The sequence below is a fragment of the Streptomyces sp. NPDC002467 genome, from assembly GCF_042889825.1.
Taxonomy (GTDB): Bacteria; Actinomycetota; Actinomycetes; order Streptomycetales; family Streptomycetaceae; genus Streptomyces.
Map to the genome: position 1 here is coordinate 41,774 of NZ_JBIARJ010000003.1, position 23,828 is coordinate 65,601.

General features: G+C 69.3%; 19 protein-coding genes and 5 pseudogenes. 12 read left to right on the forward strand and 12 right to left on the reverse strand.

Annotation, left to right across the window (positions count from 1 at the left end; genetic code table 11):
- Position 1 precedes the first annotated feature (1 nt).
- The 4 genes from ACFYYJ_RS06535 to ACFYYJ_RS06550 all read left to right on the forward strand — a co-directional run bounded on the left by ACFYYJ_RS06535 (position 2) and on the right by ACFYYJ_RS06550 (position 4,895).
- Positions 2-820, forward strand: coding sequence for an oxidoreductase (locus ACFYYJ_RS06535; protein ID WP_389129191.1), 819 nt, complete (start codon positions 2-4; stop codon positions 818-820).
- Complete coding sequence (locus ACFYYJ_RS06540; RefSeq protein WP_385124606.1) at positions 817-2,181, forward strand: Ni/Fe hydrogenase subunit alpha; 1,365 nt, start codon at positions 817-819, stop codon at positions 2,179-2,181. The genes ACFYYJ_RS06535 and ACFYYJ_RS06540 overlap by 4 nt, the downstream gene beginning before the upstream one ends.
- A gap of 259 nt (positions 2,182-2,440) precedes the next feature.
- The gene (locus tag ACFYYJ_RS06545; protein ID WP_389129193.1) at positions 2,441-3,316 is read left to right on the forward strand and encodes a universal stress protein; all 876 of its coding nucleotides are present in this window, start codon (positions 2,441-2,443) and stop codon (positions 3,314-3,316) included.
- A gap of 103 nt (positions 3,317-3,419) precedes the next feature.
- Positions 3,420-4,895, forward strand: a complete 1,476-nt coding sequence (locus ACFYYJ_RS06550) for an AAA family ATPase (RefSeq protein WP_389130470.1) — start codon at positions 3,420-3,422, stop codon at positions 4,893-4,895.
- A 586-nt stretch (positions 4,896-5,481) separates the two neighbouring features.
- On the opposite strand, the gene ACFYYJ_RS06555 is transcribed toward ACFYYJ_RS06550, so the two are convergent.
- The gene (locus tag ACFYYJ_RS06555) at positions 5,482-6,357 is read right to left on the reverse strand and encodes a universal stress protein (protein ID WP_389129196.1); all 876 of its coding nucleotides are present in this window, start codon (positions 6,355-6,357) and stop codon (positions 5,482-5,484) included.
- Between the two features lie 231 nt (positions 6,358-6,588).
- On the opposite strand from ACFYYJ_RS06555, the gene ACFYYJ_RS06560 reads away from it, so the two are divergent.
- Entirely contained in the window at positions 6,589-7,107 is a 519-nt protein-coding gene (locus ACFYYJ_RS06560) for a CBS domain-containing protein (RefSeq protein WP_389130474.1), read from the forward strand.
- 23 nt (positions 7,108-7,130) lie between these two features.
- On the opposite strand, the gene ACFYYJ_RS06565 is transcribed toward ACFYYJ_RS06560, so the two are convergent.
- The 5 genes from ACFYYJ_RS06565 to ACFYYJ_RS06585 all read right to left on the reverse strand — a co-directional run bounded on the left by ACFYYJ_RS06565 (position 7,131) and on the right by ACFYYJ_RS06585 (position 10,815).
- The gene (locus ACFYYJ_RS06565) at positions 7,131-8,006 is read right to left on the reverse strand and encodes a universal stress protein (RefSeq protein WP_389129198.1); all 876 of its coding nucleotides are present in this window, start codon (positions 8,004-8,006) and stop codon (positions 7,131-7,133) included.
- Positions 8,007-8,083: 77 nt separating this feature from the next.
- Positions 8,084-8,740, reverse strand: a complete 657-nt coding sequence (locus ACFYYJ_RS06570; protein WP_385129566.1) for a CBS domain-containing protein — start codon at positions 8,738-8,740, stop codon at positions 8,084-8,086.
- 9 nt (positions 8,741-8,749) lie between these two features.
- Positions 8,750-9,376, reverse strand: coding sequence for a CBS domain-containing protein (locus tag ACFYYJ_RS06575; RefSeq protein WP_389129202.1), 627 nt, complete (start codon positions 9,374-9,376; stop codon positions 8,750-8,752).
- 12 nt (positions 9,377-9,388) lie between these two features.
- The gene (locus ACFYYJ_RS06580; RefSeq protein ID WP_389129205.1) at positions 9,389-9,994 is read right to left on the reverse strand and encodes a CBS domain-containing protein; all 606 of its coding nucleotides are present in this window, start codon (positions 9,992-9,994) and stop codon (positions 9,389-9,391) included.
- A gap of 38 nt (positions 9,995-10,032) precedes the next feature.
- Positions 10,033-10,815 (reverse strand): CBS domain-containing protein, encoded by a 783-nt coding sequence (locus tag ACFYYJ_RS06585; protein WP_389129208.1) that lies wholly within the window; start codon positions 10,813-10,815, stop codon positions 10,033-10,035.
- Positions 10,816-11,176: 361 nt separating this feature from the next.
- Here ACFYYJ_RS06585 and ACFYYJ_RS06590 point away from each other — a divergent pair.
- Positions 11,177-11,281, forward strand: a pseudogene (locus tag ACFYYJ_RS06590) (universal stress protein); the annotation flags it as partial.
- A gap of 105 nt (positions 11,282-11,386) precedes the next feature.
- On the opposite strand, the gene ACFYYJ_RS06595 reads toward ACFYYJ_RS06590, so the two are convergent.
- Positions 11,387-12,052, reverse strand: coding sequence for a class I SAM-dependent methyltransferase (locus tag ACFYYJ_RS06595; RefSeq protein ID WP_389129211.1), 666 nt, complete (start codon positions 12,050-12,052; stop codon positions 11,387-11,389).
- Positions 12,053-12,431: 379 nt separating this feature from the next.
- Between ACFYYJ_RS06595 and ACFYYJ_RS06600 the strand changes: the two genes are divergently transcribed.
- Positions 12,432-12,716, forward strand: a complete 285-nt coding sequence (locus tag ACFYYJ_RS06600; RefSeq protein ID WP_389129214.1) for an SHOCT domain-containing protein — start codon at positions 12,432-12,434, stop codon at positions 12,714-12,716.
- Positions 12,717-12,816: 100 nt separating this feature from the next.
- A pseudogene (locus tag ACFYYJ_RS06605) lies at positions 12,817-13,779 on the forward strand (PEP/pyruvate-binding domain-containing protein); the annotation flags it as partial.
- Positions 13,780-14,043: 264 nt separating this feature from the next.
- On the opposite strand, the gene ACFYYJ_RS06610 reads toward ACFYYJ_RS06605, so the two are convergent.
- The gene (locus ACFYYJ_RS06610) at positions 14,044-14,739 is read right to left on the reverse strand and encodes a CBS domain-containing protein (RefSeq protein WP_389129217.1); all 696 of its coding nucleotides are present in this window, start codon (positions 14,737-14,739) and stop codon (positions 14,044-14,046) included.
- 27 nt (positions 14,740-14,766) lie between these two features.
- Positions 14,767-15,588 (reverse strand): universal stress protein, encoded by an 822-nt coding sequence (locus ACFYYJ_RS06615; protein WP_389129220.1) that lies wholly within the window; start codon positions 15,586-15,588, stop codon positions 14,767-14,769.
- Positions 15,589-16,232: 644 nt separating this feature from the next.
- Between ACFYYJ_RS06615 and ACFYYJ_RS06620 the strand changes: the two genes are divergently transcribed.
- Complete coding sequence (locus tag ACFYYJ_RS06620) at positions 16,233-18,155, forward strand: multicopper oxidase family protein (RefSeq protein ID WP_389129223.1); 1,923 nt, start codon at positions 16,233-16,235, stop codon at positions 18,153-18,155.
- 377 nt (positions 18,156-18,532) lie between these two features.
- Here ACFYYJ_RS06620 and ACFYYJ_RS06625 read toward each other — a convergent pair.
- Positions 18,533-20,159: pseudogene (locus ACFYYJ_RS06625) on the reverse strand (SulP family inorganic anion transporter).
- Between the two features lie 87 nt (positions 20,160-20,246).
- The gene (locus ACFYYJ_RS06630) at positions 20,247-20,717 is read right to left on the reverse strand and encodes a pyridoxamine 5'-phosphate oxidase family protein (RefSeq protein ID WP_385129549.1); all 471 of its coding nucleotides are present in this window, start codon (positions 20,715-20,717) and stop codon (positions 20,247-20,249) included.
- Between the two features lie 280 nt (positions 20,718-20,997).
- On the opposite strand from ACFYYJ_RS06630, the gene ACFYYJ_RS06635 reads away from it, so the two are divergent.
- The 3 genes and pseudogenes from ACFYYJ_RS06635 to ACFYYJ_RS06645 all read left to right on the forward strand — a co-directional run.
- Positions 20,998-21,462 (forward strand): Crp/Fnr family transcriptional regulator, encoded by a 465-nt coding sequence (locus tag ACFYYJ_RS06635; protein ID WP_389129227.1) that lies wholly within the window; start codon positions 20,998-21,000, stop codon positions 21,460-21,462.
- A gap of 25 nt (positions 21,463-21,487) precedes the next feature.
- Complete coding sequence (locus tag ACFYYJ_RS06640; protein ID WP_389129230.1) at positions 21,488-22,126, forward strand: CBS domain-containing protein; 639 nt, start codon at positions 21,488-21,490, stop codon at positions 22,124-22,126.
- 18 nt (positions 22,127-22,144) lie between these two features.
- Positions 22,145-22,456 (forward strand): annotated as a pseudogene (locus ACFYYJ_RS06645) (response regulator transcription factor); the annotation flags it as partial.
- Between the two features lie 15 nt (positions 22,457-22,471).
- On the opposite strand, the pseudogene ACFYYJ_RS06650 reads toward ACFYYJ_RS06645, so the two are convergent.
- Positions 22,472-23,809, reverse strand: a pseudogene (locus ACFYYJ_RS06650) (GAF domain-containing sensor histidine kinase); the annotation flags it as partial.
- Positions 23,810-23,828 lie beyond the last annotated feature (19 nt).

Sequence of the window (23,828 nt, forward strand, 5' to 3'; positions counted from 1 at the left end):
GATGAGCACCTCCACCACACCCCAGCCTCCTGCCCGTCCCCGCCTCGGCGTGTTCAAGTTCGCCTCCTGCGACGGCTGCCAGCTCACCCTCCTCGACTGCGAGGACGAACTCCTCGGCATCGCCGCCGAACTGGAGATCGCCCACTTCCTGGAAGCGTCCAGCGAGCCCGCGCCCGGCCCGTACGACCTCGTCCTGGTCGAAGGCTCGGTCAGCACGCCCGAGCACGTGGAGCGCATCCGGCGCATCCGCGCCGATGCCCGCCACCTCGTCACCATCGGTGCCTGCGCAACGGCGGGCGGCGTGCAGGCACTGCGGAACTACGCCGATGTCGACGCGTACCTGGCGACCGTCTACGCCCGCCCCGAGTACATCGAGACCCTCGCGACCTCCACGCCGATCTCCGCCCACGTACCCGTCGACTTCGAACTGCGCGGCTGCCCCATCGACCGCGGTCAGCTCGTCGAGGTCATCACCGCGTTCCTCGCCGGGCGTAAACCCGCCGTCCCGAACCACAGCGTCTGCTTCGCCTGCAAGCGGCGCGGCAACGTCTGCGTCACCGTCGCCCACGGCACGCCCTGCCTCGGCCCCGTCACCCACGCGGGCTGCGGGGCTCTGTGCCCGACCTACGGGCGCGGCTGCTACGGGTGTTTCGGGCCGGCCGGAACCACGAACCTTCCCGCGCTGGTCCCGCTCATGCAGCGTGACGGGATGACCGAGGAGGACATCGGCAGGTTCCTGCACACCTTCAATGTGACCGCTTTCGCCGCCGTGGAGGAGCAGGAGCAGCCCGGCACGACCGACGCGGAAGGCCTCGGATGAGCGATCCCACGCCCCGGTCCCAGGAGCTCCGCATCCCCTCACTCGCCCGTGTCGAGGGCGAGACCGCGCTGCACCTGAGGATCCACGACGGCACCGTCATCGAGGCGCGGCTCAAGATCTACGAGCCTCCGCGGTTCTTCGAAGCCTTCCTCCGGGGCAGAGCGCACACGGAACCACCCGATCTCACCTCCCGCATCTGCGGGATCTGTCCCGTCGCCTATCAGATGAGTGCCTGCCATGCCATCGAGGACGCGTGCGGCGTTGTCGTCGACGGACAACTGGCCGCCTTGCGCCGCCTGCTGTACTGCGGCGAATGGATCGAGAGTCAGACGCTGCACATCCACATGCTGCACGCACCGGACTTCCTCGGCGAAGGCGACGTGATCGGTCTGTCCCGCTCCCACCTGGAGCACGTCAAACGCGGACTGCGTTTGAAGCAGGCCGGCAACGCCGTGGTCGAACTGCTCGGGGGCCGGGCCATCCACCCCGTCAACGTCCGGCTCGGCGGCTTCCACCGCGCCCCTACCCGCGCCGAGCTCCGCCCCCTGGAAGAACGGCTGCGCACCGCCCTCGACGACGCCTGGGACACGGTGCGCTGGGTCGCCGGCTTCGAATTCCCCGACGCCGAGTGCGACGCCGACCTGCTCGCCCTCGCCGAGACCGGCACCTACGCCATCGAGTCCGGCGTCCCCACCGTGCTCCCGTACGACGCGACGCTGCCGCCGTACAGCTTCCCCCTGCGGGACTTCTCCGACCACGTGGCCGAGGAGCAGGTCTCCCACTCCACAGCCCTCCACTCACGGCTGGACGGCCGAAGGCACCTTACCGGCTCCCTCGCCCGCTGGGCGGTCAGCGGCCACCTGCTGTCCCCGCTGGCCCTGGAAGCGGCACGGGAGGCAGGGCTGGGCGACCCCCCGTCACGCACTGGTGCCGGGCGGGGAGAGGTCTGCAGGAACCCTTACCGAAGCATCCTGGTCCGTGCGGTGGAAGTCCTGTACGCGGTGGAAGAGGCCCTCAGGATCATCGCGGCGTACGAACGTCCCGCCCGCCCGTACGCAGAGGTGCCGGCCCGGGTCGGCACCGGGCACGGTGGTACGGAGGCGCCACGCGGCCTGCTCTACCACCGCTACGCGCTCGACGGCGGGGGCCGTGTCACCGACGCCTGCATCGTTCCGCCGACCGCCCAGAACCAGGGCGCCATCGAGGAGGACCTGCGTCGGCTGGTCCAAGCCGGGCTCGACCGGGGTGAGGACTCCGAGGCCGAGCTCACCCGGCTGTGCGAGCGGGCCGTCCGCAACCACGACCCGTGCATCTCCTGTTCGGCCCACTTCCTGGAACTGGACATCGAGCGCACCCGCTGATCCCGCCCAGGCATGACCGGTTGCTCCACGCGGGCCTGCGTTCGGTCCGCAAGGCGTCGTCACCTGGGCTGCGGGGAGGCATCGAGTGCTGCTCGGATGACATGCGGCCGTGTGTTCGGCGCGTTGGCGCAGTTGCTTCGTCAAGTACCGCATACGGTCGCTGCACGGCTAGCGGCGCGAGCGCGGGGAGACAGGCTCCGGGTCGGCCGGACGGATACCTCACCGCCATTCCAGCCATCTACCAGACGGAGCAGCCGGCATGGAGCCAGTCGTCACCGTGGGCCTCGACGGCTCGCCCGAGAGCCTCGCCGCCGCCCGTTGGGCCGCTGACGAGGCCGCCCGCCGCAGACTCACGCTGCGGCTGCTTCACGCGTGGCCCCTGCTCGTGCCGGAACCGACCCACCTTCCTGCCGAGATGGATCAGAACTACTGGGCCAAGCGGATCGTGCACAACGCGAAGGCCGAGCTCCAGGCGCGTCACCCGGGCCTCTCCATCGTCGGCAATCTGGTCGCCGAAGATGCCCAGGAGGCGTTGCTCAGAGCGGCAGCGGAGTCCGAGATGACCGTGCTCGGCTCGCGGGGGATTGAACCCGTCGAGAGCTATTTCCTGGGTGACATCAGCATGCCCGTCGTGGCACGGGCCGAGCGGCCGGTGGTCCTGGTACGCGCCGGGACGTGGGAAGAGGGGACGTCGTCCGCTCCAGGCGCCTCAGGCGGCGTAGTGGTGGCGCTGAAACTCCACGGTCCGTGCGACGACCTGCTCGCCTTCTCCTTCGCTGCCGCCGCGGCACGGGGTGTGCCCCTTCGAGCCGTCCACGGCCGAAGCGTGCCCCTGCACGCTCATGCTCCCTGGGGCGTGGACCACGACGTGACCGAGAAGATCAGGCAGGACGCGCAGAAGCTCCTGAACGACGCCCTCCGTCCCTGGCGCGAGAAGTTCCCGAGCGTGGAAGTGGTCGACGGCGTCGGTCTTGAAAGCCCTACGAAGGCCGTTGTCCGGGCCGCCGAGGGTGCAGGACTACTGGTTGTCGGCCGCCGCAGGCACCGCCCTGCCCTCGCGCCCCCATTGGGTTCCGTGGCCACTGCCGCCATCCATCACGCGCGCTGCCCCGTCGCCGTCATTCCCCATGACTGAGCCGGGCCACCCCGAGGAGCCGCCGGTCTCGGCGCACCGGGCCGACGCTTCCGTGCTCCGGACCGGCGTCGGCCTCGATGTTCCGCCGCTTCCGCGGGCCGAGGTGTGCGAGACGCACACGGCCGTGCTGTTCTTCGTCGGTGACCGCGCCTACAAGGTCAAGAAGCCGGTCGACCTGGGGTTCCTCGACTACACGACCACGGCGGCCCGGCGGACCGCGTGCGAACAGGAAGTCGCTCTCAACCGCCGCTTCGCCCCTGACGTCTACCTGGGGCTGGGAGAATTCCGCAGCCCGGACGTGGAGAGGCCCGAACCGGTCGTGGTGATGCGCCGCATGCCGGCGGAACGCCGCCTGTCCTCGCTCGTGAGCCAAGGCGCCGACGTCGACGACGCTCTGCGGACCGTTGCACGCCTCCTCGCCTCCCGTCACGCGGATGCCCCCCGCGGCCCGGACATCGACGAGCAGGGCAGGCGGGACGCGCTGTCCGCGCGCTGGGAAGCGAGTTTCACGCAGGTCAGGGGACTGATCGACGACGTCCAACTGCTCGACGGGGTGGAGGAGATCGAGCGCTTGGTGCGGCGCTATCTCGTCGGCCGCGAGAAACTGTTCGACACACGCATCGAGCAGGGGCGGGTGGTCGACGGCCACGGCGACCTGCTCGCCCAGGACATCTTCTGTCTCGACGACGGCCCCCGCGTCCTGGACTGCCTGGAGTTCGACGACCGCCTTCGCTCCGTCGACGGTCTCGACGACGCGGCCTTCCTGGCCATGGACCTGGAGCAGGCGGGTGCCCCGGAGGCCGCGGCGTTCTTCCTCGCCCAGTACGGCGAGCATTCCGGCGACTCCGCACCGCCGTCCCTGTGGCACCACTACGTCGCCTACCGCGCGTTCGTCCGGGCCAAGGTGTCCCTGATCCAGGCAGCTCAAGGCGCCGGCGGCGCAGAGACGGCAGCGCGGCGACTGGTCAGCACGACGCTGCGTCACCTGCGCACCTCCGCTGTCAGCCTGACCCTCGTCGGAGGCCTCCCGGGCAGCGGTAAGTCCACGCTCTCCGGCGCACTGGCCGATCGCCTGGGCGTCACGCTGCTCAGCAGCGACCGTCTCCGCAAGGAACTGGCAGGCATGCCGGCGGAGGAATCCGCAGCCGCCGGTTACGGCGAAGGGCTGTACACGCCCGAGTGGACCGTGAGGACGTACACGGCGCTACTCGACCGGGCTTCCGCTCTCCTGTCCCGGGGTGAGTCCGTCGTCCTCGACGCCACCTGGTCCGATGCCGGACAGCGTGAAGCCGCCCTGCGCATGGCCGAACGCACCAGCTCCGACCTGGTGGCCCTGCACTGCCAGGCTCCGGGAGACGTGTCGGCAGCGCGCCTGCGCACCCGTGCCCCCGGGGATTCCGACGCCACTCCTGAGGTGGCCACGGCCATGGCAGCCGCAGAGCCGCCGTGGGAGGAGGCCGTCCCCATCGACACCGGCGGCCTCTTGGAGGCCGCGGTCATCCAGGCGATGGCGGCCGTACGCCCGTACGGCTCCGGCCAAGCCCCGGTTTTCCGCCGCCCCTACATGGAACCGGACTGAGCAGAGTGGCGACGCCGCGTGCACGGGCACGCTCGCCGCAACCAACGTCCTGCCGGGGCAATGCCGCATGTCGTGCATGGCCGTATCCCGAGACACGTTCATGTCTCGGGCCGCCTGAACCGTTTCCCTGCCGGGGGCCTCGGACTGCCGCGCGAGCTGCCGGACTGTTTGGGCCGTGCGGCCCTGGCCGGGGGGCCAATCAGCCCTGCACCACGCCTACCGCCCGGTGGAGCATGGCCGTGTGTGTGTGTGTGTGGGGGGGGGGGAAGCGCGGAGGAGGACACGGGACATGACACCGACGTGGACGACCGCAGGAGTGTTCACCGGGGCGGGTGGCGTCCGCACCGACGAGGCCGGGATCATCACCGGCGAGGTGGGCGTACGCACCACGTGGAAGGACGGACAGGCCCACATCGCGGTGCAGTACGGGGGCGCCCCCGAGTGGTGCACCATGACCGGAAGCCCCCTGTCCTGTAGCGAACGAGCCAGTCGGACCGTGCACCAGAGTGCTGTCGAAGCCGTTCGGGCAGGCGCCGCGGCCACGGCCCGAGGTATCTGCCCAGAGTCATGACGTCGCCGTACGGCTTCACTCGTGGGCGATGACGGCGACCGGCGCGACGGCATGGTGCATCACGGCGTGTGTGATGGGGCCGATGTGAGTGCCGAACGCGGAGTGGCGGACACGGCGGCCGACGACGACAAGGGCGGCGGTGGAAGCCGCGTCGAGGATCTGAATCGCCGGCTGGCCGATGCTGGCCCGGGAGTCGACCTGCAGTGAAGGGTACCTCTCGTGCCAGGGGCTGATCATCTCGTCCAGTGTGGTGGTGATGCCGTGGGCCATTTCCTGCTGGACCCCGGGGTCGAGAGCCGGTGCGTAGCTGAGGATGGGCGGTGGTGACCAGCCGTGGATGATCACGAGCGGGCAGTGACGGTGGGAGGCCTCCTCGAAGGCGAAGGCGAGCAGTTTGTCACTGGGCTGGTGGATGTCCACACCGACCACGATGGGCCCTCGGTCGCGGGTATTGTCCGGCGGATTGCCCGCGTGGTCCACGGACCGGACCAGCACAATGGGGCGCACGGCCTCGATGAGGGTGGCGGCGCCGGTGGACCCGACGAGGAACCCCCTGATGCTGCCGAGCGCACGCGAGCCGAGTACGAGCATGTCGGAGTCCTCGGCGGCGCGCGCGAGGGCCAGGGAAGGCAGCCCGCGCACTAGGCGGGTGTCGATCTTCAGGGAAGGATGTACGCGGCGCGTCTCATCGGCGGTGTCACGGAGGACGGCCGCGGCCCACTGCCGACGTTCCTCGGTGGTCGTGACGGGAAGGGGAGGATTCTCCAGCCATTCCTCGGCGTGGACCAGGTCCAGGGAGGCACCGCGAACCTCGGCCTCATGGGCTGCCCAGCGGGCGGCCGCCGCACCTTCCGGGGACCCGTCGAGGCCGACGGTCACTCGGTTCGCCATGGTCTCCATCTCCCTCTTCGTGGGTCGGCGCTTCTCCCGTCAACTTCAGACTGACTACCCGAGGGCCTCCTGTTGAGGGGCCGGTCGGCCCGGAGACCGACTGGCCTGTCTCCGGTGCGGTGCACGAAAGTGGGGCCTGACCAACCGGAGCCGGTCACGTCAGGCGGCCTGCAGGTCTGCCCGACGTCCGGCAAGCGCTCGCAAGGCCTTCCGTTTGTTCCCGTGGCGCAGATGAAGCCACGTCCCCATGATCTCGCGTCGACGAGCGCGGTGCTGGACCCAAGCCCGGACTGGAGACGGCATGGAAGAGACATATGTGAGGAGGCAGCCCTGACCACCGCGCGGGACGTCATGCACAGCGGTGCCACCTGCGTACAGGAGACCGAGACGCTTATGGACGCGGCCCGGCGGATGAGCGAACTGGACGTCGGCGCACTGCCGATCTGCGGGCCCGACGACCGTCTGCACGGCATCATCACCGACCGTGACATCGTGCTGAAGTGCCTGGCCAAGGGCAAGGACCCACACCACATGACAGCCGGACAGCTGGCGCAGGGCAAGCCGATCACGGTCGACGCGGATGCTGACACGAGCCAGGTGCTGAAGGCGATGCAGGATCACCGGATCCGGCGTGTCCCGGTGATCGCGGACCACCGCCTCGTCGGCATGATCAGTGAGGCCGATCTCGCCAGGCACCTGTCCGAGGTGCAGGTGGGACACTTCGTCGAGACGATCTGCGCGGAGCGGTGAGCCGCAGCACCACGCATGGGGGGCTATTCGTGTGCGATGACGGCGACCGGCGCCTTGGCGTGGTGGAGGACCGCGTGGGTGACCGGTCCGATGTGCGCGCCGATCGAGCTCCGTCGGATGCGGCGGCCGACGACGATGAGACCCGCCCCGGAGCCCATCCCGATGAGTTCTGTGGCGGCGTGCCCGACGCTCGCGCGTGCGATGACCCCGACATCGGGGTACTTCTCCTGCCAGGGCACCAGGACATCCCGCAGCGAGGCCTCCGCGCTCATTTCGAGCTGGGCGTGAACCCTCGGATCGTACGCCGCGCCGTACCCGACCAGGGGAGGCAGCGACCAGCTGTGCAGGACGTGGAGGGCGCATGCGCGCCGCGCTGCTTCCTCGAAGGCAAAGGCGAGCACTGCATCACACGGCCGGCTGATGTCAACGCCCACCAGCAGCTCACGGGCCGCGTGCCGGCCGTCGGGGTGCGGCGCCGCGTCCTCGCTCGCCCGCACCATGACCACCGGCCGCACCGTCGCCTGGATGACCGCCATGCCGACGGAACCGAGGACGAAGCCCGCGACGGTGCCCAGCCCCCGAGAGCCCAGGACGATCATGTTCGCGCCGGCCGCGACGCCGGCGAGCTCGGCGGCCGGCCTGCCGTCGAAGGACCGGACATCGACCTCCAGTTCGGGGTGGCTCGCGCGCAGTCCGTCGGCCGTCTCGTTCAGCATTGCCTGGGCCCAGTGGTGGCGCACATCGCTCGTCGGCACCGGGAGGCCCGGGGGAGCTGACCATTCCTCGGCGTGGACGAGATGAAGTGGCACGCCGCGCAGCAGGGCCTCTCGTGCCGCCCAGTGGGTGGCAGCGAGGCTTTCCGCGGATCCGTCGAGGCCGGCGGCGATTCGATCGTTCATGATGGCTTCTCTCGGCAGGGGCCCGCATGGGTCAGGGAGTTCGTCTTCGCACGTGTCGAGGCGGCGCAGCGGTTTCTTCAGGCTGAGTTCGTGTCATCGATGGCGTATCCGAGATGCTGGGTTACGGAGACCACGCCGTCCACGGTCCGGCAGAGGCGTTCGATGAGCGGGATGAGGCTCTTGAAGTCGACGGTTCCGTGCAGTTCCACCCGGCCGTCGGTGACGGCCACGGTGATGGCCGAGGGGCTCTGACGCGCGCCGAGTTCGAGCACGTCACCCATGATCTCGTGACGGATGTCCTCGTCGTCGCGGAGGAAGATCCGCAGCAGGTCCCGTCGGCTGACGATTCCGATCAGTACGTCCGAGTCGTCCACGACCAGGAGCCGCTTGACTCCTTGGGCTTCCATCAACCTGGCGGCTTCGGCTACGGTCCAGTCCGGTCTGGCGCACACGGGGGGCGAGGACATCAGCTCCTCGGCGCGCGTACCCGAGGCCTTGTCCTCCTGCCAGGCCTCCCGTTCCGGAGCTGACCGGAAGTAGTCGCTTTGGCCTGCCGACTTCGGCAGCAGGTCCCCTTCCGAGATCACGCCGAGCGGTCGGCCGGCAGAGTCGACGACCGGAACGGCCGACACCTTGTGCTCCGTCAGGGTGCGGGCGATCTCCTTGAACGGAGCGTTGTTGGGGACGGTGACGACCTCGCGGGTCATCAGCTCGCGGACTTCCCGATGCTTCATGCTCTTCTCCTACCGCTCGGTGGGCGTTCGTGCGCCGACCGACACGTCGTCCTGCTCGTACTCGAGCCGGTTGACGACGTCGACGACGCCGTCGACGCTCTGGCACAGGCGCAGCACGACGGGGACCAGGCTGCGTCTGCTCACGGCGCCGCTGAGGGTCACCAGCCCGTCGGTGACCTCGACGGTCAACGACGACGGGCTGAGCCCGAGGGTGTGGGTCAGCACGTCTTCGAGGATCTCCTCCTGGATCGCGTGGTCCCTGCGCAGGAAGAGCTGAAGCAGGTCGCTGCGGCTCAGGATGCCGATCAGTCGGCCGGTGGCGTCCACCACGGGCAGTCTCTTGACCTGGCGCCCCCGCATGACTCGCGCAGCACGGACGACGCTCCATTCGGTCTGGGCTGTGATGGCGGGGCTGGTCATGAGATCGGCGGCCGTGTTCGTGCCGCTGCCGGAGCTGCGCTTGCGGAGCAGGTCGGCTTCGGAGACGACGCCCACGGGACGTTCGGCCTCGTCCACCACGGGCACGGCGGAGATGTCGAACTCTTTGAGGAGCCTGGCGATTTCCTTGAACGGGGTGCCCCGTTGGACGCTGACGGCTGTCGGGGTCATCAGGTCGGCGACCCTGCGGTGCCTCATCGTCAGCCTCCCTCACGTACGGACTTCGGTGTCGAGGCGCACGGCGGTGACGTCCACGACGCCCGGGACGGTGCGTGCGACACGCACCAGCACGTCCTTGAGGGCCGGGTCGGGGATGGAGCCGTCCAGGTACACGATGCCGTCGGCCACGTGGACCTGGACCATGGCCGATCCGGCCGGGATGAGCTCTGCCGTGATCAGTTCGCGGAGTTCCTCGGCGATGTCGGCGTCGGGGCGGAGGTAGATCTTGAGGAGGTCGCCCCGGCTGACCACGCCGATGAGGCGGCCGTCGCCGTCGACGACCGGGAGCCGCTTGAAGTGGCCGCGAGCCATCAGGCGGGCGGCGCCGGGGATCGTGGCGTCCTTGGTCACGGTGACCGCAGGTACGGTCATCAGCTGCCCGGCGGTGACTGCGCGAGACTCGTCCGTGCCCTGGGCCTTGAGCAGCAGATCCGCTTCGGACACCACGCCGACGACCCGTCCCTCCTCCGACAGGACGGGCAGGGCGCTGATCCGCCACTGCCGCATGGACTCCACGATGTCCTTGAACGTTGTTCTGTGCTCGACGGAGATGACGGCATGGGTCATCACGTCCTCGACGGTGCGAAGGTGCTTCATGATGCCTCCAGAGCGGCGTCCTGATAGGTCCGACAGCGTCAAGTCGGGTGAAGCCGCAAACGCGGCGAGCGGTCGTCGGGGGAGTCCCCCAGACGGTCCACCCGGGGCGTCGCGCCTACGGGGACACCCCGTAGGCGCTGCGGCGCGCCGCAGCGCGCTGGGGTGAGCAGGGAGCCGTCGAGGGTGGCGGCCAGTCGGGAGGCGACTGCGACCACACCGTCCAGCTGGCTGGTGAGGCGGATCAGGACCGGAACCTGGCTCTGACGTTCCAGTCGGCCCTCCAGCGTCACGATGCCGTCGACCACGTGGACGGTGACCGCCTTGGCGCCCAGTCCCATGGTGTCCACCAGTATGTCCGCGCACACGCGGTGCCGTATCTCCGAGTCCGGTCGCAGGAAGAGCCAGAGCAGGTCACGGCGGGTGGCGATGCCGACGAGTCGGTCCTCGTCGTCCACGACCGGCAGCCGCTCGACGCCTCGGCGGGCCATCAGCCGGGCGGCTCCTGCCGCGGTCTCGTCCGCGTGAACAGTGACTGCCGGTGCGGACATGGCCTCACCAGCGGTGAAGGTCACCTCGGACGGAGACGCGGTTCCGCCCCAGCCGGCATCGGGCTCTTCGCTCACCGGTGCGTGATCGGCGGCTGCGCGGCCGATCAGGTCGCTCTCGGAGGCGATGCCGAGCACGCGGTCCTCGTCGTCGAGGAGCGGCAGTCCGCTGATGTCGTGCTGAGCGAGCAGCTTGGCGACAACCTTGAAAGGGGTGGACGTCACGACCGAGACGACCTCGTCGGTCATCAGGTCTTCGACCTTGATGTGCTTCATGAGGCATCTCCTGCCGTTGCGGTGATCCACCCGGACGGGAAGGCCGGAGGACGCCGATATCCACGATCCGCCGCATGCGAAGGGAGGAGGAGGGCCGAATGGTCCGGAGCTGGGCCCGATCGGACCCGTGCCGCACCCACGGCGCGGGATCGCATGAACCAGGACCACCCGTCCCTGTCAGGGACTGGACGGCCCTCCTGGCGGAGGAGCCCGACGAGCCGACCCGAGAGCCGGACCCCTGACGGCTCCCTGAGGGGGGAACCATGGAAGGCACCGCGAGCGGTTCGGAACTCGGCGCCGGCGTCGGCGGGTCCGAACCGGCCCGCGGCGGGCGGCGTTGTGGGCAGCGGCGGAAGCCGCACGCCGTCGAGGGAGGGGTGGGTATACCGGTATGCGTCTCGGATCGGTCGTCCACGGGTTGCTGCACCGGGCGCACTGCCCGGTGATCACGGTTCCCGTTCGGTGAGGACTGCCTGACGAGGTCTGACGCCCGGTGCACCGAGCATCGGGGCGGCATGACAGAGTCCGACCAGAACCCGAGATCGGACAGCATTGGGCCCTCAACAGTTCCTCACTGAGGGACGGTCTGCGTGACGCGCCACAGCTTCCGGGGGAGGTCGCCTTCCTCGAACGCGGCGACCTCGTCCAGAATCCAGCCTCTGGCGAGGGCGTCGACGAGGTCGCGGGGGAAGAAGTGGACGGCGAAGCCGCCGTGTTCCCAGATGTCGTCTCCGTGCCCGGTACCGGCTCGGTAGTGGGCGTCCCCGGTGTGGCGGACGGTGTAGACGAAGGCTCCGCCCGGCCGTAGTACCCGTCGTACTTCGGTGACCAGGGCGTGGATCTCCTGGGTGGACAGCGCCATGCAGAGCAGCATGTGCGCGAACACGGCATCCACCGAGGCGTTCGCGATGGGCAGAGGCTGGCGGACGTCGTGAACCGCCGTGGTGACCTGCCCGGCCAACCCTTGGGCCGCGGCGGCTACGCGCAGCTGTTCCAGACCCGCCGGGCTGAAGTCGGCGGCCCATACGGAGAGTCCCCGGCGGGCGAAGTACAGCGCATCGCGGCCGTGGCCGGCCCCCAGCTCCAGCACCTTCCGGGCACCAGCGGCCCCGAAGACGGCAGCGGCATGGATCGCCGGATCGGACGGCTCCTCGCCGTACATGCCGGGATGCTCGCCGTAGATCTGCTGCCAGTGCGCACGCTGAACATCGCCCAGGCCCTGCTCCGGATCCGACATGCTGACACTCTCCTCACCAGGCCGGTATCGCCCCAACCGGCCCCCGCCAGGCCACCTGGAAGGACACCGTGCTGTCCGGCGCCCGCACACTGCGCCACGGCAGTCCGTGCCGTCGATACTTGGCCTCTGCCACAAGTTATGCGATGGCGAGCCGACGCTTGAGGTGGCGCCCGGGGTCGGAACGCGTACTCATTGCGGCCTTCGTGTGAGTCCCCGCTGCCTGGCCAGGGGGCGGACACCGCCATGGGGATGGGCCTATCGGCCCCGCCCGCGACCCCAACCGGCCCATGCCGGGACGGCACGGGCCGACGGACGGTGAGGACATCGGGGATATGCCCTGCGGGCCGTGTCCCGGACCGTCGCAACAGGAGCGTGAGTCATGTTCTGGTACGACCCCGGAATGGGCGGATGGGGCTGGATCGCCATGTCGCTCAGCATGGTCCTTCTCGTGGCCCTGGCCATTGCGGGAGTCGTTTTGCTCCTCCGCAGCGTCGACCGTTCTTCCTCAGGCCAGGTGCAGCCCCCGGCTGCGCCTTCTGCCGAGCAGGTGCTCGCCGATCGGTTCGCCCGAGGCGAGATCGACGAAGAAGAGTACGAGCAACGTCTGACCGCACTGCGCGCGCACGGGCCAGGTCACGGCTGGCCGGGATCAGGAGAGAGCTAACGGATCCGGCGGTTGCGTCCGCATGGCACGACGCGTGTCCGTGCGGACGCGATCAGTGCCCCCGAGAGGAAAGGTGTCAGCGAAGAGGCTGGTGGCAGGCATGGGTCTGTACGTGTACGACTTCAGCGAGGGCAGCCGGGGCATGGTCGAGCTCCTCGGAAGCAAGGGCGCGAATCTCGCGGACATGGTGTGCATGGGCCTGCCCGTTCCGCCAGGCTTCACCATCACCGCCGCTGCCTGCCGTGTCTTCCTGGCCACCGGCGAGCCGCCGGAGGGCTTGGAACGCGAAGTCAGCGAGCACTTGGCGGCGGTGGAGCAGGCTGCCGGCAGGAGGCTGGGGCAGGTGGACGACCCGCTTCTGCTGTCGGTCAGGGCGGGTGCCGGTCCCTTCATGCCGGGCATGACGGAGACCATCCTGGACATCGGACTGAATGACCTGTCCGTGCTGGGACTGGCCAGGGTGCCCGACCGGGAGCGGTTCGGCTGGGATTCCTACCGACGTCTTGTGCAGATGTTCGGCAGTACGGTCATGGGTGTCGAAAGCCCACTCTTCGAAGACGTGCTCCGGCGAATTGAGCTGCAACACCGGGTCGTAGACGACTCACGGCTGGACACCTGCGACCTCATCCGGGTCGTCGAAACGTTCAAGGACCTCATTCTCGAACGCACCGGGAGGGCGTTTCCGCAGGATCCGGCCGAGCAGTTGTGGCAGGCGGTCCTCACCGCATTCCGGTCCGGAACGGCGGTCACCGTCCAGAGCATGGTCTTCGGTAATCTCGGAGCCGACTCCGGCAGTGGCGTCGTGTTCAGCCGGGGTCCGACCGCCGGGCGTCCAGGGTTGTACGGCAAGTACCTGCCGAACGCGCAGGGCGAGGACGTCGTCTCGGGCGTCCGCAACAGCTTGCCGCTTCAGGAGCTGGCCACGCTGGACCCGGCCTCGTTCGAGCGGTTGCACCGGTGCATGGAGCAACTGGAAGCGTATTACGGTGATGTGTGCGACATCGAGTTCACGATTGAACACGGCACCCTGTGGTTGCTCGAGACCCGTGTCGGCCGGCGAACGACGTAGGCGCCCCATCGCCTGACAGTTGGTCGGCGACGGACCCACCTCCATGCCGGAGCGCTCGCGTCGAGCCTACGTGCAGGCGCAGCCGATCTCCGCTTGGAACCCAACGAAGCGACCGTATCGGTCGCCGGTCGGGCCGCAGCCGAGAGGAGGAACGCTCCGGTGGCCACGAGGACGCGAAGAAGCGGCTGGCGGCCGTGCACCGCGCAATCGGGATCCGCGAGCAGCGGGCGGGCGCTTTCCGCCCTTCGTTGTGCGCGTTCAGCCGCGGCCAGTGGTGCTGTTGGGCGGATCGGGATCCAGTGCCAGATCGTCGACGGCGAATTCGAGACTCTGGTCGACACTGACGACCCCGTCGACCGAATTGCACAGCCGCTCGATCACCGTGATGGTGGAGCGCTCCTCGACCCTGCCGCTCACGGTGACGACGCCTTCCCGTACGGATGCGGATACGCCGCCCGGGGTCATCCGGAGTGTGCGTCCGAGTACTTCGGCGACGATCTCGTCGCATATGGCGTCGTCGCGGCGCAGCATGGGCCGCAGCAGGTCCGAGCGGCTCACGATGCCGACAAGGGTTCCGGTCTCGTCGATGACCGGCAGGCGCTTGATGCCCCGTTCGTGCAGGAAGCGCGCCGTTTCGACGATGCCCCACTCCGGGCGGGCGGTCAGTACGGGGGTGGACATCAGCTCGCCGGCCGTTCGGGCGTCCATGGAGTGGCGGCCCACCGGAGACGGCCCGTGCATGGGATCGTGTCCCGCGGTATCCGGCAGGCCGGCCTGCCTGCGGAGCAGGTCTGCTTCGGAGATGATGCCGATGGGGTGGCGACGGGTGTCCACGACGGGTACGGCGGACACACGGTTGTAATCGAGGGTCCAGGCGACGGCCTTGAGCGTCGCTTCGGGACTGGCCGTGGCGACATCCCGGGTCATGACGTCTGCGACAGTGCGGTGAGGCATGGCAGGACTCCCTTGCGTACGTCGCGGTCAGGGTGCGATGACGACGACGGGGGCGGCGGCGTGATGCAGGACGGCGTGGGCCACTCTTCCCAGATGTGCGCCCAGTGGTGAGCAAGGCAGGTGGCGGCTGGCGATGGCGAGGTCTGCATTCGCCGCCGCCTGTACGAGGTGCTGGCCCGTGGGCCGATGAAGGCCTCGTGGGTGACGTCTGCGGACGGGAGCTTGTGGCGCTGCGGCAGCAGCATGTCGTCCAGCATCTCCGTGTCGCTCCGGCCGACTTCCCGTTCGTGTCGGGGTCGAAGAAGGTGGCATGTAGGCGGCGGGAAGCTTCCAGCCGCGGACCGCCCGAAGTGGGCATGCGCGACGTCCTGCCTCCTCGAAGGGGAACGAGAGGACCCTGCCGGCTGCTTCGTGGATGTCGATGCCGACGACGATCTCGCCGTACCGTGACGGCAGGGCGTCGCCGACGAGCCTGCCCAGGCTGCGGGAACCGAGGACGAGTAGTCCGGTGCCGGTTGCTTCGGCGGCCAGGTCGGCGGCGGGCCTCCCGGAGAGGCATCGGGTGGTGACCTCCACCTGCGGGTGCAGGCGGCGCACATCCTCCAGAGCCTCCGTTAGGGCTTCGTCGGCCCACTGGTCGGCGTTTTCAAGTCCCCACCCCGGTAGGGCGGGGCCCGTGGGCCAGTCGACAGCGTGGACGAGTCTGAGAGGCACCTGCCGCAAGGACGCCTCCCAGGCACCCCACCGAGTTGCCGCCCGACTCCCTGAGGAGCCGTCGACGCCGACGGTCACGTGGTGCTTCATCGGTGGACCTCCTGCGAGATCCGGGTTGTGTTCCGCTTCCAGCATCCTCCGTGGCGCGCATGGGGAGGGAGGGCCATGTGGTCCCTTGCGAGACCCGAACAGCCCCAGATCACGGCTCGCATGCCCCGTGAGGATGGTTGGGGAGCCGGTGAAGCCGAGGTGCTCGGCCTCTGCGTGATCGGTGACGACGCGGGTGCTGAATTGCCGTGTCGCCGAGCCAGGCGTCGTCCCGCGCCCGGCGCAGCTGCTCGGCCGCGGGCTCCTCGTTCGGGTAGACAGGCTGACCGCCGGCTCCAAGAGGACCGCGTTGACGACTGGCACAAAACGGCACGCTGGGGGCCGAGCTCCACGGCTTCGTCTCCCAGGTCCGCCTGATCGCCAGAGTCACGAATCTGACGGCATGTCTGGCAGGCTACGAGAAGACCGAGGCCGGGAGCAGGTCATTTGCCGCCAACGGATGTTGGCCATGACTGCGCCGATTTTCCGCTCGCTCGCTGCCTGTCCCGACAGCCCGACGACACACCGGGCATCGTCTGATTACCCACTGTGTCTCACCCGTAGCATTGAGTGAGGAAGTGGTCGGCGCCCTCGGGCTGCAGAAGGCGAGAGAAATGATCGCACGAAGAGACATGCTCGTAGCCGGGGCCGTTGGTGGGGCGGCCCTGGTCCTTCCGGGCCCTCATGGGGCGGTGGCACTCCCGAGCGGGACCGCGGTGACCCCGGGAGCCGGGTCTGCCCGGGCGTTCCCGGTCCCCACCCTGGACCCCACGACCATCCCGAAGTACGTCACCAGCCTGGTGATCCCGCCGGTGATGCCGAAGGCCCGCCACTCGAAGCACGGCATCGACACGTACGTCATCGGCGTCCGGCAGTTCAGCCAGCAGGTGTTGCCTCCCACTCTGCCGTCCACCACCGTGTGGGGATACGGCTCGCTCGGGGACGACAGCACGTTCAACTACCCGTCGTTCACCATTGAGGCCAAGACCGACCGGCCTGTCCGGGTGACCTGGGTGAACGATCTCGTCGACGGTCAGGGCCGTTTTCTTCCGCACTTGCTGGCGGTCGACCCGACCCTGCACTGGGCGAACCCGCCGGGCGGAACGGCCGGGCGGGATTCCCGGCCGACGTTCACCTCGACGCCGGGTCCGTACACCGGCCCCGTACCGATCGTCACTCACCTGCACGGTGGGCATTCCACCGAGGAGAGTGACGGTTACACCGAAGCGTGGTACCTGCCACGCGCGAACAACATTCCTGCTGGATTCGCCACCGTGGGCTCGTTCTACGACGAGTTCCGGGAGAAGTTCGCCGATGAACACGGCCTGGAGTGGGACCCGGGTACCGCGACCTTCCAGTACGCGAACGACCAGCGGGCATCGACCCTCTGGTTCCACGATCACACCCTGGGTCTGACCCGGCTCAACGTCTACGCCGGCCCCGCCGGCTTCTATCTGCTGCGCGGCGGCGACTGCGACCTGCCCAAGGGGGCCCTGCCCGGCCCGGCGCCGGCCTTCGGGGATCGGCCGGGTACCCGGTACCACGAGATCCCCCTGGCCATCCAGGACCGCTCGTTCAATTCGGACGGCTCGCTGTTCTACCCGACGAGCCGGGAATTCTTCGACGGGTTCCCGGGACCGTACATTCCCACCACCGACGTATCTCCCATCTGGAACCCCGAATTCTTCGCCAACACCATGGTGGTCAACGGGCGGACATGGCCGAAGCTCGAGGTCGAACCGCGTCGCTACAGGCTGCGCTTCCTCAACGGATGCAATGCCCGGTTCCTCATCCTGAAGATCGCGGACAGCCCGACCGTCCGGCCGGCCCAGTCGGCCGTACCGTTCTGGCAGATCGGCAACGAAGGCGGGTTCCTGCCCGCACCGGTGAGGCTGGAGCGGCTGCTGCTGGCCAATGCGGAGCGGGCCGACGTCATCGTCGACTTCACCGGGATTCCGGAAGGCACCGAGCTGTACCTCATCAACGAGGGCGCGGACGAACCCTTCGGCCGGGGCGAACCGGGAGTGGCCTTCCCCGTGGCGGATCCGGCCACCACGGGGCAGGTGATGAAATTCGTGGTCGGCCCGCTGGCGAGCAAGGACACCAGTGTCCCGCCGGACCGGCTCAGGCTGCCCAGGATCAGGCCGCTCGGGTCCGCGAGCGTCACCCGTCGGCTCTCCCTGAACGAGGCGAACTCCAGCAGTCCCCTGGTGCCACCGGGAACGCCGGTCCAGAACCTGCTGGGAACGGTCGACTCCGCCGGCAATCCGGTGTTGCTCGCCTGGGACGACCCGGTCACGGAGAACCCGAGGCTGAACGCGACCGAAACATGGGAGCTGTACAACTTCACTGTGGACGCCCACCCGATCCACATCCACGAGGTGGCGTTCGAGGTGGTGAACCGGCAGCCGTTCAACGGGGCACCCATTCCGCCGGAGAGCTGGGAGCTCGGCTTCAAGGACACCGTGATCGCCTATCCGGGAGAAATCACCAGGGTCAAGGCCCGGTTCGACCACCCTGGCCGCTTCGTCTGGCACTGCCACATCGTCGAGCACGAGGACAACGAGATGATGCGGCCACTCCAAATCGGAGGTAGGCGCAAGCAGGACCGCTGACAGGTCAGAGCCAGGGACCGCGGACCGGCCGCCTCGGCCGGTCCGCGGCGGGCGCCTACCGTGGTCGACGAGTCGGACGGTCGCCACGTCGGCTCCCGGCTGCGCAGCAGCCTTTGTCATGAGGTGCCAACCGTTCGCCGTGCGCCGGTGCTCTGAGATGTACAGCGCGGGCAGCACGCGTTGAACCGGCCCGATGGGGCGTGGGAGACCGGTGCCTCACCCCCGACCGCCCGCACCTGGCCTGCCGTCTCTGTCCGGCAGGACCCAACCCTTCCTGCTCCGGCGGGCGGGCTCCTCTTCCACCGTAGCGTCAAGCCGCGAGGCCGACGTGCCCATCCACTCCGTGACGTCCTTGATGAGGATGCCGGCAAGTGCGGTCACCGTTCGGGTTCGTGGGCCGGATCGCTGCTGCCCGAGGTGCGTTGCCAGTCCTGGTAGGCGGCAACGGCGGTGGGGAGCGTGGGGAAGATGTGCTCCGGCCCGATCTTCGCTGTCAGCCCGTAGGCGTCGAGGGCGGTGATGTCGACCTCGACGTTGGCTTCGGTGTTCAGGACGAACCAGTGCACCGGTTCGTCCTGGGCCGCGACCGAGGCCAGCGCCCGGCGGCGGAAGTCCTCCGCGTTGGCGAAGAACAACGGCGAGTCGTATCGGTAGATGAGGAGGCCGGGAATGGTGCGCGCGCTCGGATAGTCGTGGACGTCGTGCATGCCGGCCAGACCCGGGACGATTCCCTCGACGGCGTCGTGGGGTCGGGCGACCCTGGTGAGGAGTTCGGCGACGGACAACGCGACGGCGAGGAGCACGCCGTAGAGGATGCCGAGGGCCAGGACGCCGAGTCCGCAGCCGAGGGCGAGCAGGAACTCGCGGCGGCGGAAGGATGCCAGCCTGGGAACTCGCCTACCTCGATCAGGCGTACGGCGGCGTAGACGACGATCGCGCCGAGGGCGGCGGACGGGGTGTGGGCCAGCAACGGACCCAGGAAGAGCAGGACGGCGGCCACGCAGACGGCACCGACGAGGGAGTACGCCTGGGTGCGGGCGCCGGCGCAGTCGGCGAGGGCGGTGCGGCTGGCGCTGCTGCTGACGGGAAAGCCGTGCAGGACGCCGGCGCCGATGTTGGACGCGCCGAGCGCCAACAGCTCGCGGTTGGCTGCCAAGGGGTGCGGATCGTCGTGGCGGGCGAAGGCGCGCGCGGTCAGGACGACGTCCGAATATCCGACGAGGAGCACTCCGAAGGCCGGCAGGACCAGGTCGGGGTAGTCCGACGGATCGGGCAGGGCGAAGCCCGGAGGCCGGTCGGGACGGCTCCGATGACGCTGATGCCGTGGTTCTCGTCGAGGGCGAAGCCCGCCACCACGGCGGTGGCGAGCGCCAGGACGACAAGGGGCCCGGGCAGCGGGCGCCACAGCAGGGGGAGGACGAACAGAAGGGCGAGGTATCCGGCGGCGAGCACGGCCGTGGGCCAGTGCACGTCACCGAGGTGGTGGAGGAAGGAGAACAGCTGGGGGAAGAAGCCCGATCCGCTGCCGCTGGTCCCGGTCAGACGGGGAAGCTGGTCCACGATCATGATCAGGGCGACCCCGGCCAGGTAGCCGACGAGGACCGGCCTGGAGAGGAGATCCGCGAGGAAGCCCAGCCTGACGGCCCACGCGACGAGGCAGAGCAGGCCGACCACGACGGCCAGGGCCGCCGAGAGCGCCGCGTACCGCGCGGGGTCGCCGACCGCCAGCGGGCCCACGGCCACGGCGGTCATGAGGGCGGTGGTTGATTCCGGGCCTACGGACAGCAGCCGGGAGGACCCGCTGAGTGTGTGGAGGACCATGGCAGGGAGGGCGGCCCAGAGACCGACGACCGGAGGCAGGCCGGCAACCCCGGCATACGCCATGACCTGCGGTACGAGATAGGCGGCGACCGTGATGCCGGCCGGCACATCACCCCGGAGCCAGGCAGCCCGGTAGCCGTGGAAAACAGGCGGGACCGCCACGGTCCATCCGCGCTTCGGCATGGAACCTCCGGAACTCCTGCGGGAGTGTGCCGCACCATCGTGACGTGCGGACGGCCGAGTGGAGGTGAAGCGCGCGAACCGGCGCCGCTACGGGCCACCTTCGCGCAAGCGGAAGCCGGTGACCAGGTCGGGTCTGATCCGGATCGCTTTCGACGCGCTGCCCGCGGCCCACGGTTCCAGGAGACGCCCGTACCGCTCGATCTCGTCGGGGTCGGTGACAGGGGCGGCGTAGCCGGTGGCGACCACGCTCCAGCCCAGGTGTTCACCCGGATCGATGTCGTCGGCCTCGTAGGCGACGACCACGCCTGAGTCTTGCTGGGCCGCGAGCAGGGCAGTCAGCGTCGATCCGTCCTGGACGCGGATGATGACGTCGCCGGCATCGAGAACGTGGCTGACCGGGCGCACGGCGGGCAGTGCGTGGCGGGTGAAGACGATCCGGCCCAGTTCGGCGGTACCGAGCAGCCGTAGCGCCTCGTCGGAGCTGAGCTCTTCGATCTGCCGTCTCGGCACACTGGCGGCAGGCGAAGTGGTGGTCGCACCGGCGGGGTGGCTTTTCATCGTGGACGTCCTTCGACGAGCGGGCAGGTCGCGATCAGGACGGACAGTGTGGGGAGGGATGCGAACACCCCCGGTTCCCATGCCCTGCCCGTTCCCGTACGTCGCGCGCCTGTCAGTCGGGTACGGGCGGAAGGCCGTGAACGGGCCGTCTGCTGCCAGGATCTCCGCGTACGCCGCTCTCGGACATGGGCCGATCGGCCCGTGGACGGGACCACAGGGCCCATGCCCGGGACCGGCTGGAGCGCCAAGACTGAAGTCGGACCCGAACAGGAGGCTGTTCATGAGCACCCCTTCACCCACCCGGATTTCCGAGGCACTGCCCGCCGACTGCCGCTCCCGCCTGATGGAACTGGCCCGAGAGGTCAACATCCCCGAAGGGACGCGCCTCTTCCGCGAAGGCGGCCACGCCGACCGGTTCTGGATCGTACGGTCCGGCACCGTGACCTTGGACGTCCACGTGCCCGGGCGGCACGCCGCCGTCATCGAGAGCCTCGGCGCCGGCCAGCTGGTCGGCTGCTCGTGGCTCTTCAAGCCGTACACCTGGCGTCTGGGCGCCGAGGCGACGACGCCCGTCCGCGCCTACGAGTTCGACGCGGCGCGTGTACGGACGCTGATGGACGCCGACGCGGCCTTCGGCTCTGCCCTGGGCCACTGGGTTGGGCAGGTCCTCGCCAACCGGCTGCAGGCCGCCCGCGTACGCCTTCTCGATCTGTACGCGCCCTACGGCAGCGGCAGCTTCCTCTGATCGTCCGTACGGCGAAGGAGTCGTCATGCCCGCATCCCGCTACACCGTCAGTGACGTCATGACGCACACCGCCGTCGCCATCGGCCGCGAGGCGTCCTACAAGGAGATCGTCGAGCTGATGCACCAGTGGAAGGTCAGCGCGGTCCCCGTCCTGGAAGGCGAGGGCCGCGTCGTCGGAGTCGTCTCCGAGGCGGACCTGCTGCCGAAGGAGGAGTTCCGGCGTACGGACCCCACCCTGCCCGAACAGCTGGAGGAGGCTGCGAAGGCCGGCGGGGTGCTGGCCGAGGAGCTCATGTCGAGCCCGGCGATCACCGTGCACCCCGACGCACCCGTCGCCGAAGCCGCCCGCATCATGGCCCGCAAGCACGTCAAGCGCCTGCCCGTGGTGAACGCGCTCGGCATGCTGGAGGGTGTGGTCAGCCGCAGCGACCTCCTCAAAGTGTTCCTGCGGCCCGACGAGGAGCTCGAGGAGGAGATCCGCCAGAGCGTGCTCACAGAGCTGACGGCCGGCGTGAACGTGGACTTCGCCGTACAGGACGGGGTCGTCACCCTGCGCGGCCCGCTGCGCGACCGGGCGATGGTCCCCCTGCTCGCACGGGCGATCCGTGCGGTCGAGGGTGTCGTGGACGTCCGGATAGAGCTGGACGGCGCCGTCGCTGCCTAGTGCCTTCTCACGGGCACAGGTGGGTTGGCTGCGGCCGAGCAGGCACTGGCACGCGGGCCGGCGCTGCGCCCGGACGTGGCCGTGTTCGACGTAAGGCTGCCTGACAGCGACGGCATCACCGTCTGCCGTGAGCAGCGCTCTCGCATGCCCGTTCCGGCCTGTGAGGGACTCACCGACCGCCAGATCGCCAAGCGGCTCTGCCTGTACGAGAAGACGGTCAAGAACCACATCTCGCGGCTGCTGGGGAAGCGCGGCGTGGAGCGGCGGGTCCAAGCGGCTGTCATCGCCGCCCAGGTACACGAGCGCGACACCGGGACCGCGCAGCAGTAGAGAGAACGGTGACGGTCACCGCGATGGTGGAGCCAGGGGTACCTGCCACTCCAGGTGGGTGCCTCTCCTCCCGCCATCCCGCGCTGCGACCTCCGTCCGGCCGCCCAACCTGTCGGAGCGCTCTGCCAGATTGCGCAGTCCGCTGCGCCGACCGCCTTCGGTCAGGCCGACGCCGTCGTCGGTCACGGTGATGGTCAGGTTTCCGACGGTCGCGGCGATCGAGACCTCGGCCCGCGTCGCCTGGGCATGGCGGGCGACGTTGGTGAGTGCTACCCCCACCACGGTGAGGGCCTCGTCCGCGACGGCCGACGGTACGTCGGTGTCGATCAGTCCCTCCATCCGCAGGGCCGGGGCGAAACCGAGGGCCGCCGAGGTTTCGTCCATGGCCTGGACCAGGCGGGAGCGCAGCTTGTATGCCTGACCCGGGGTCTCGTGCTCGCGGAGTCCGAAGATGGTGGACAGGATGATCTTGATGGTGGCGTCCAGGTCGTCCACCGCGCGGGCGAGCCGTTCGGACGCCTCGGGGTGGTCGACGAAACGCTGGGCGCTCTGGAGGGTCATTCCGGTGGCGAAGAGCCGTTGGATGGTGAGGTCGTGCAGGTCGCGGGCGATGCGGTCGTGGTCCTCCAACGGGCTCAACTGCTCGGCGTCGCGGCGCCGGTCGGCCGGCTCCAGAGCCAGGGCGGCCTGGCCGGCGAACCCCGGCAGCGCGGCGATCTCCGCGCCGGCGAACCCGGGGCGGCCGTGCCGCCGGGCGAGCATCAGGACGCCGCTGAGTTTTTCCTTGGTGCCGACGGTGACGGCCACGGCCGGGCCGAAGCCGGTCCACCTCTCGGGCTGACGCCGAGCTGGCCTCCAGCCAGCGCTCGCGCAGCCGGAGACCTTCGAAGAGCCTGGCGTGCTCGATGGCGATGCCGGCCGCCACCGCGAGGGTCGACAGGACCGCCTCGTCCGCGGCGTCGAACTCGACTCCACCGCGCTTCTCGGTCGGATAGAGGTTGCCGAAGACCTTCTCGCGGATCCGGATGGGGACACCGAAGGAGGAGTGCATCGGCGGGTGGTGGGCCGGGACCCCGTACGAGGCAGGATGCTCGGACAGCTCCGACAGCCGCAGGGTCTCGGGGTGGTGGATCCGCTCGCCGAGAATGCCGTCGCCGGAGGGCAGGTCCCCGGTCTGCCCACGCAGTTCGTCACTGATGCCGACGGGAAGGAACTCGGCCGGCTTCTTGTCGGCCCCGATGACTCCGAGGGCCCCGTACTCGGCTTCCACGAGCACCACGGCGGCCTCGACGATCCCGCGCAGCACTGTGGCAGGTCGAGTTCCCGGCCCACGGCCATGACGGCCTCGAGTATCGAGCCGCAGCCGGGGAAC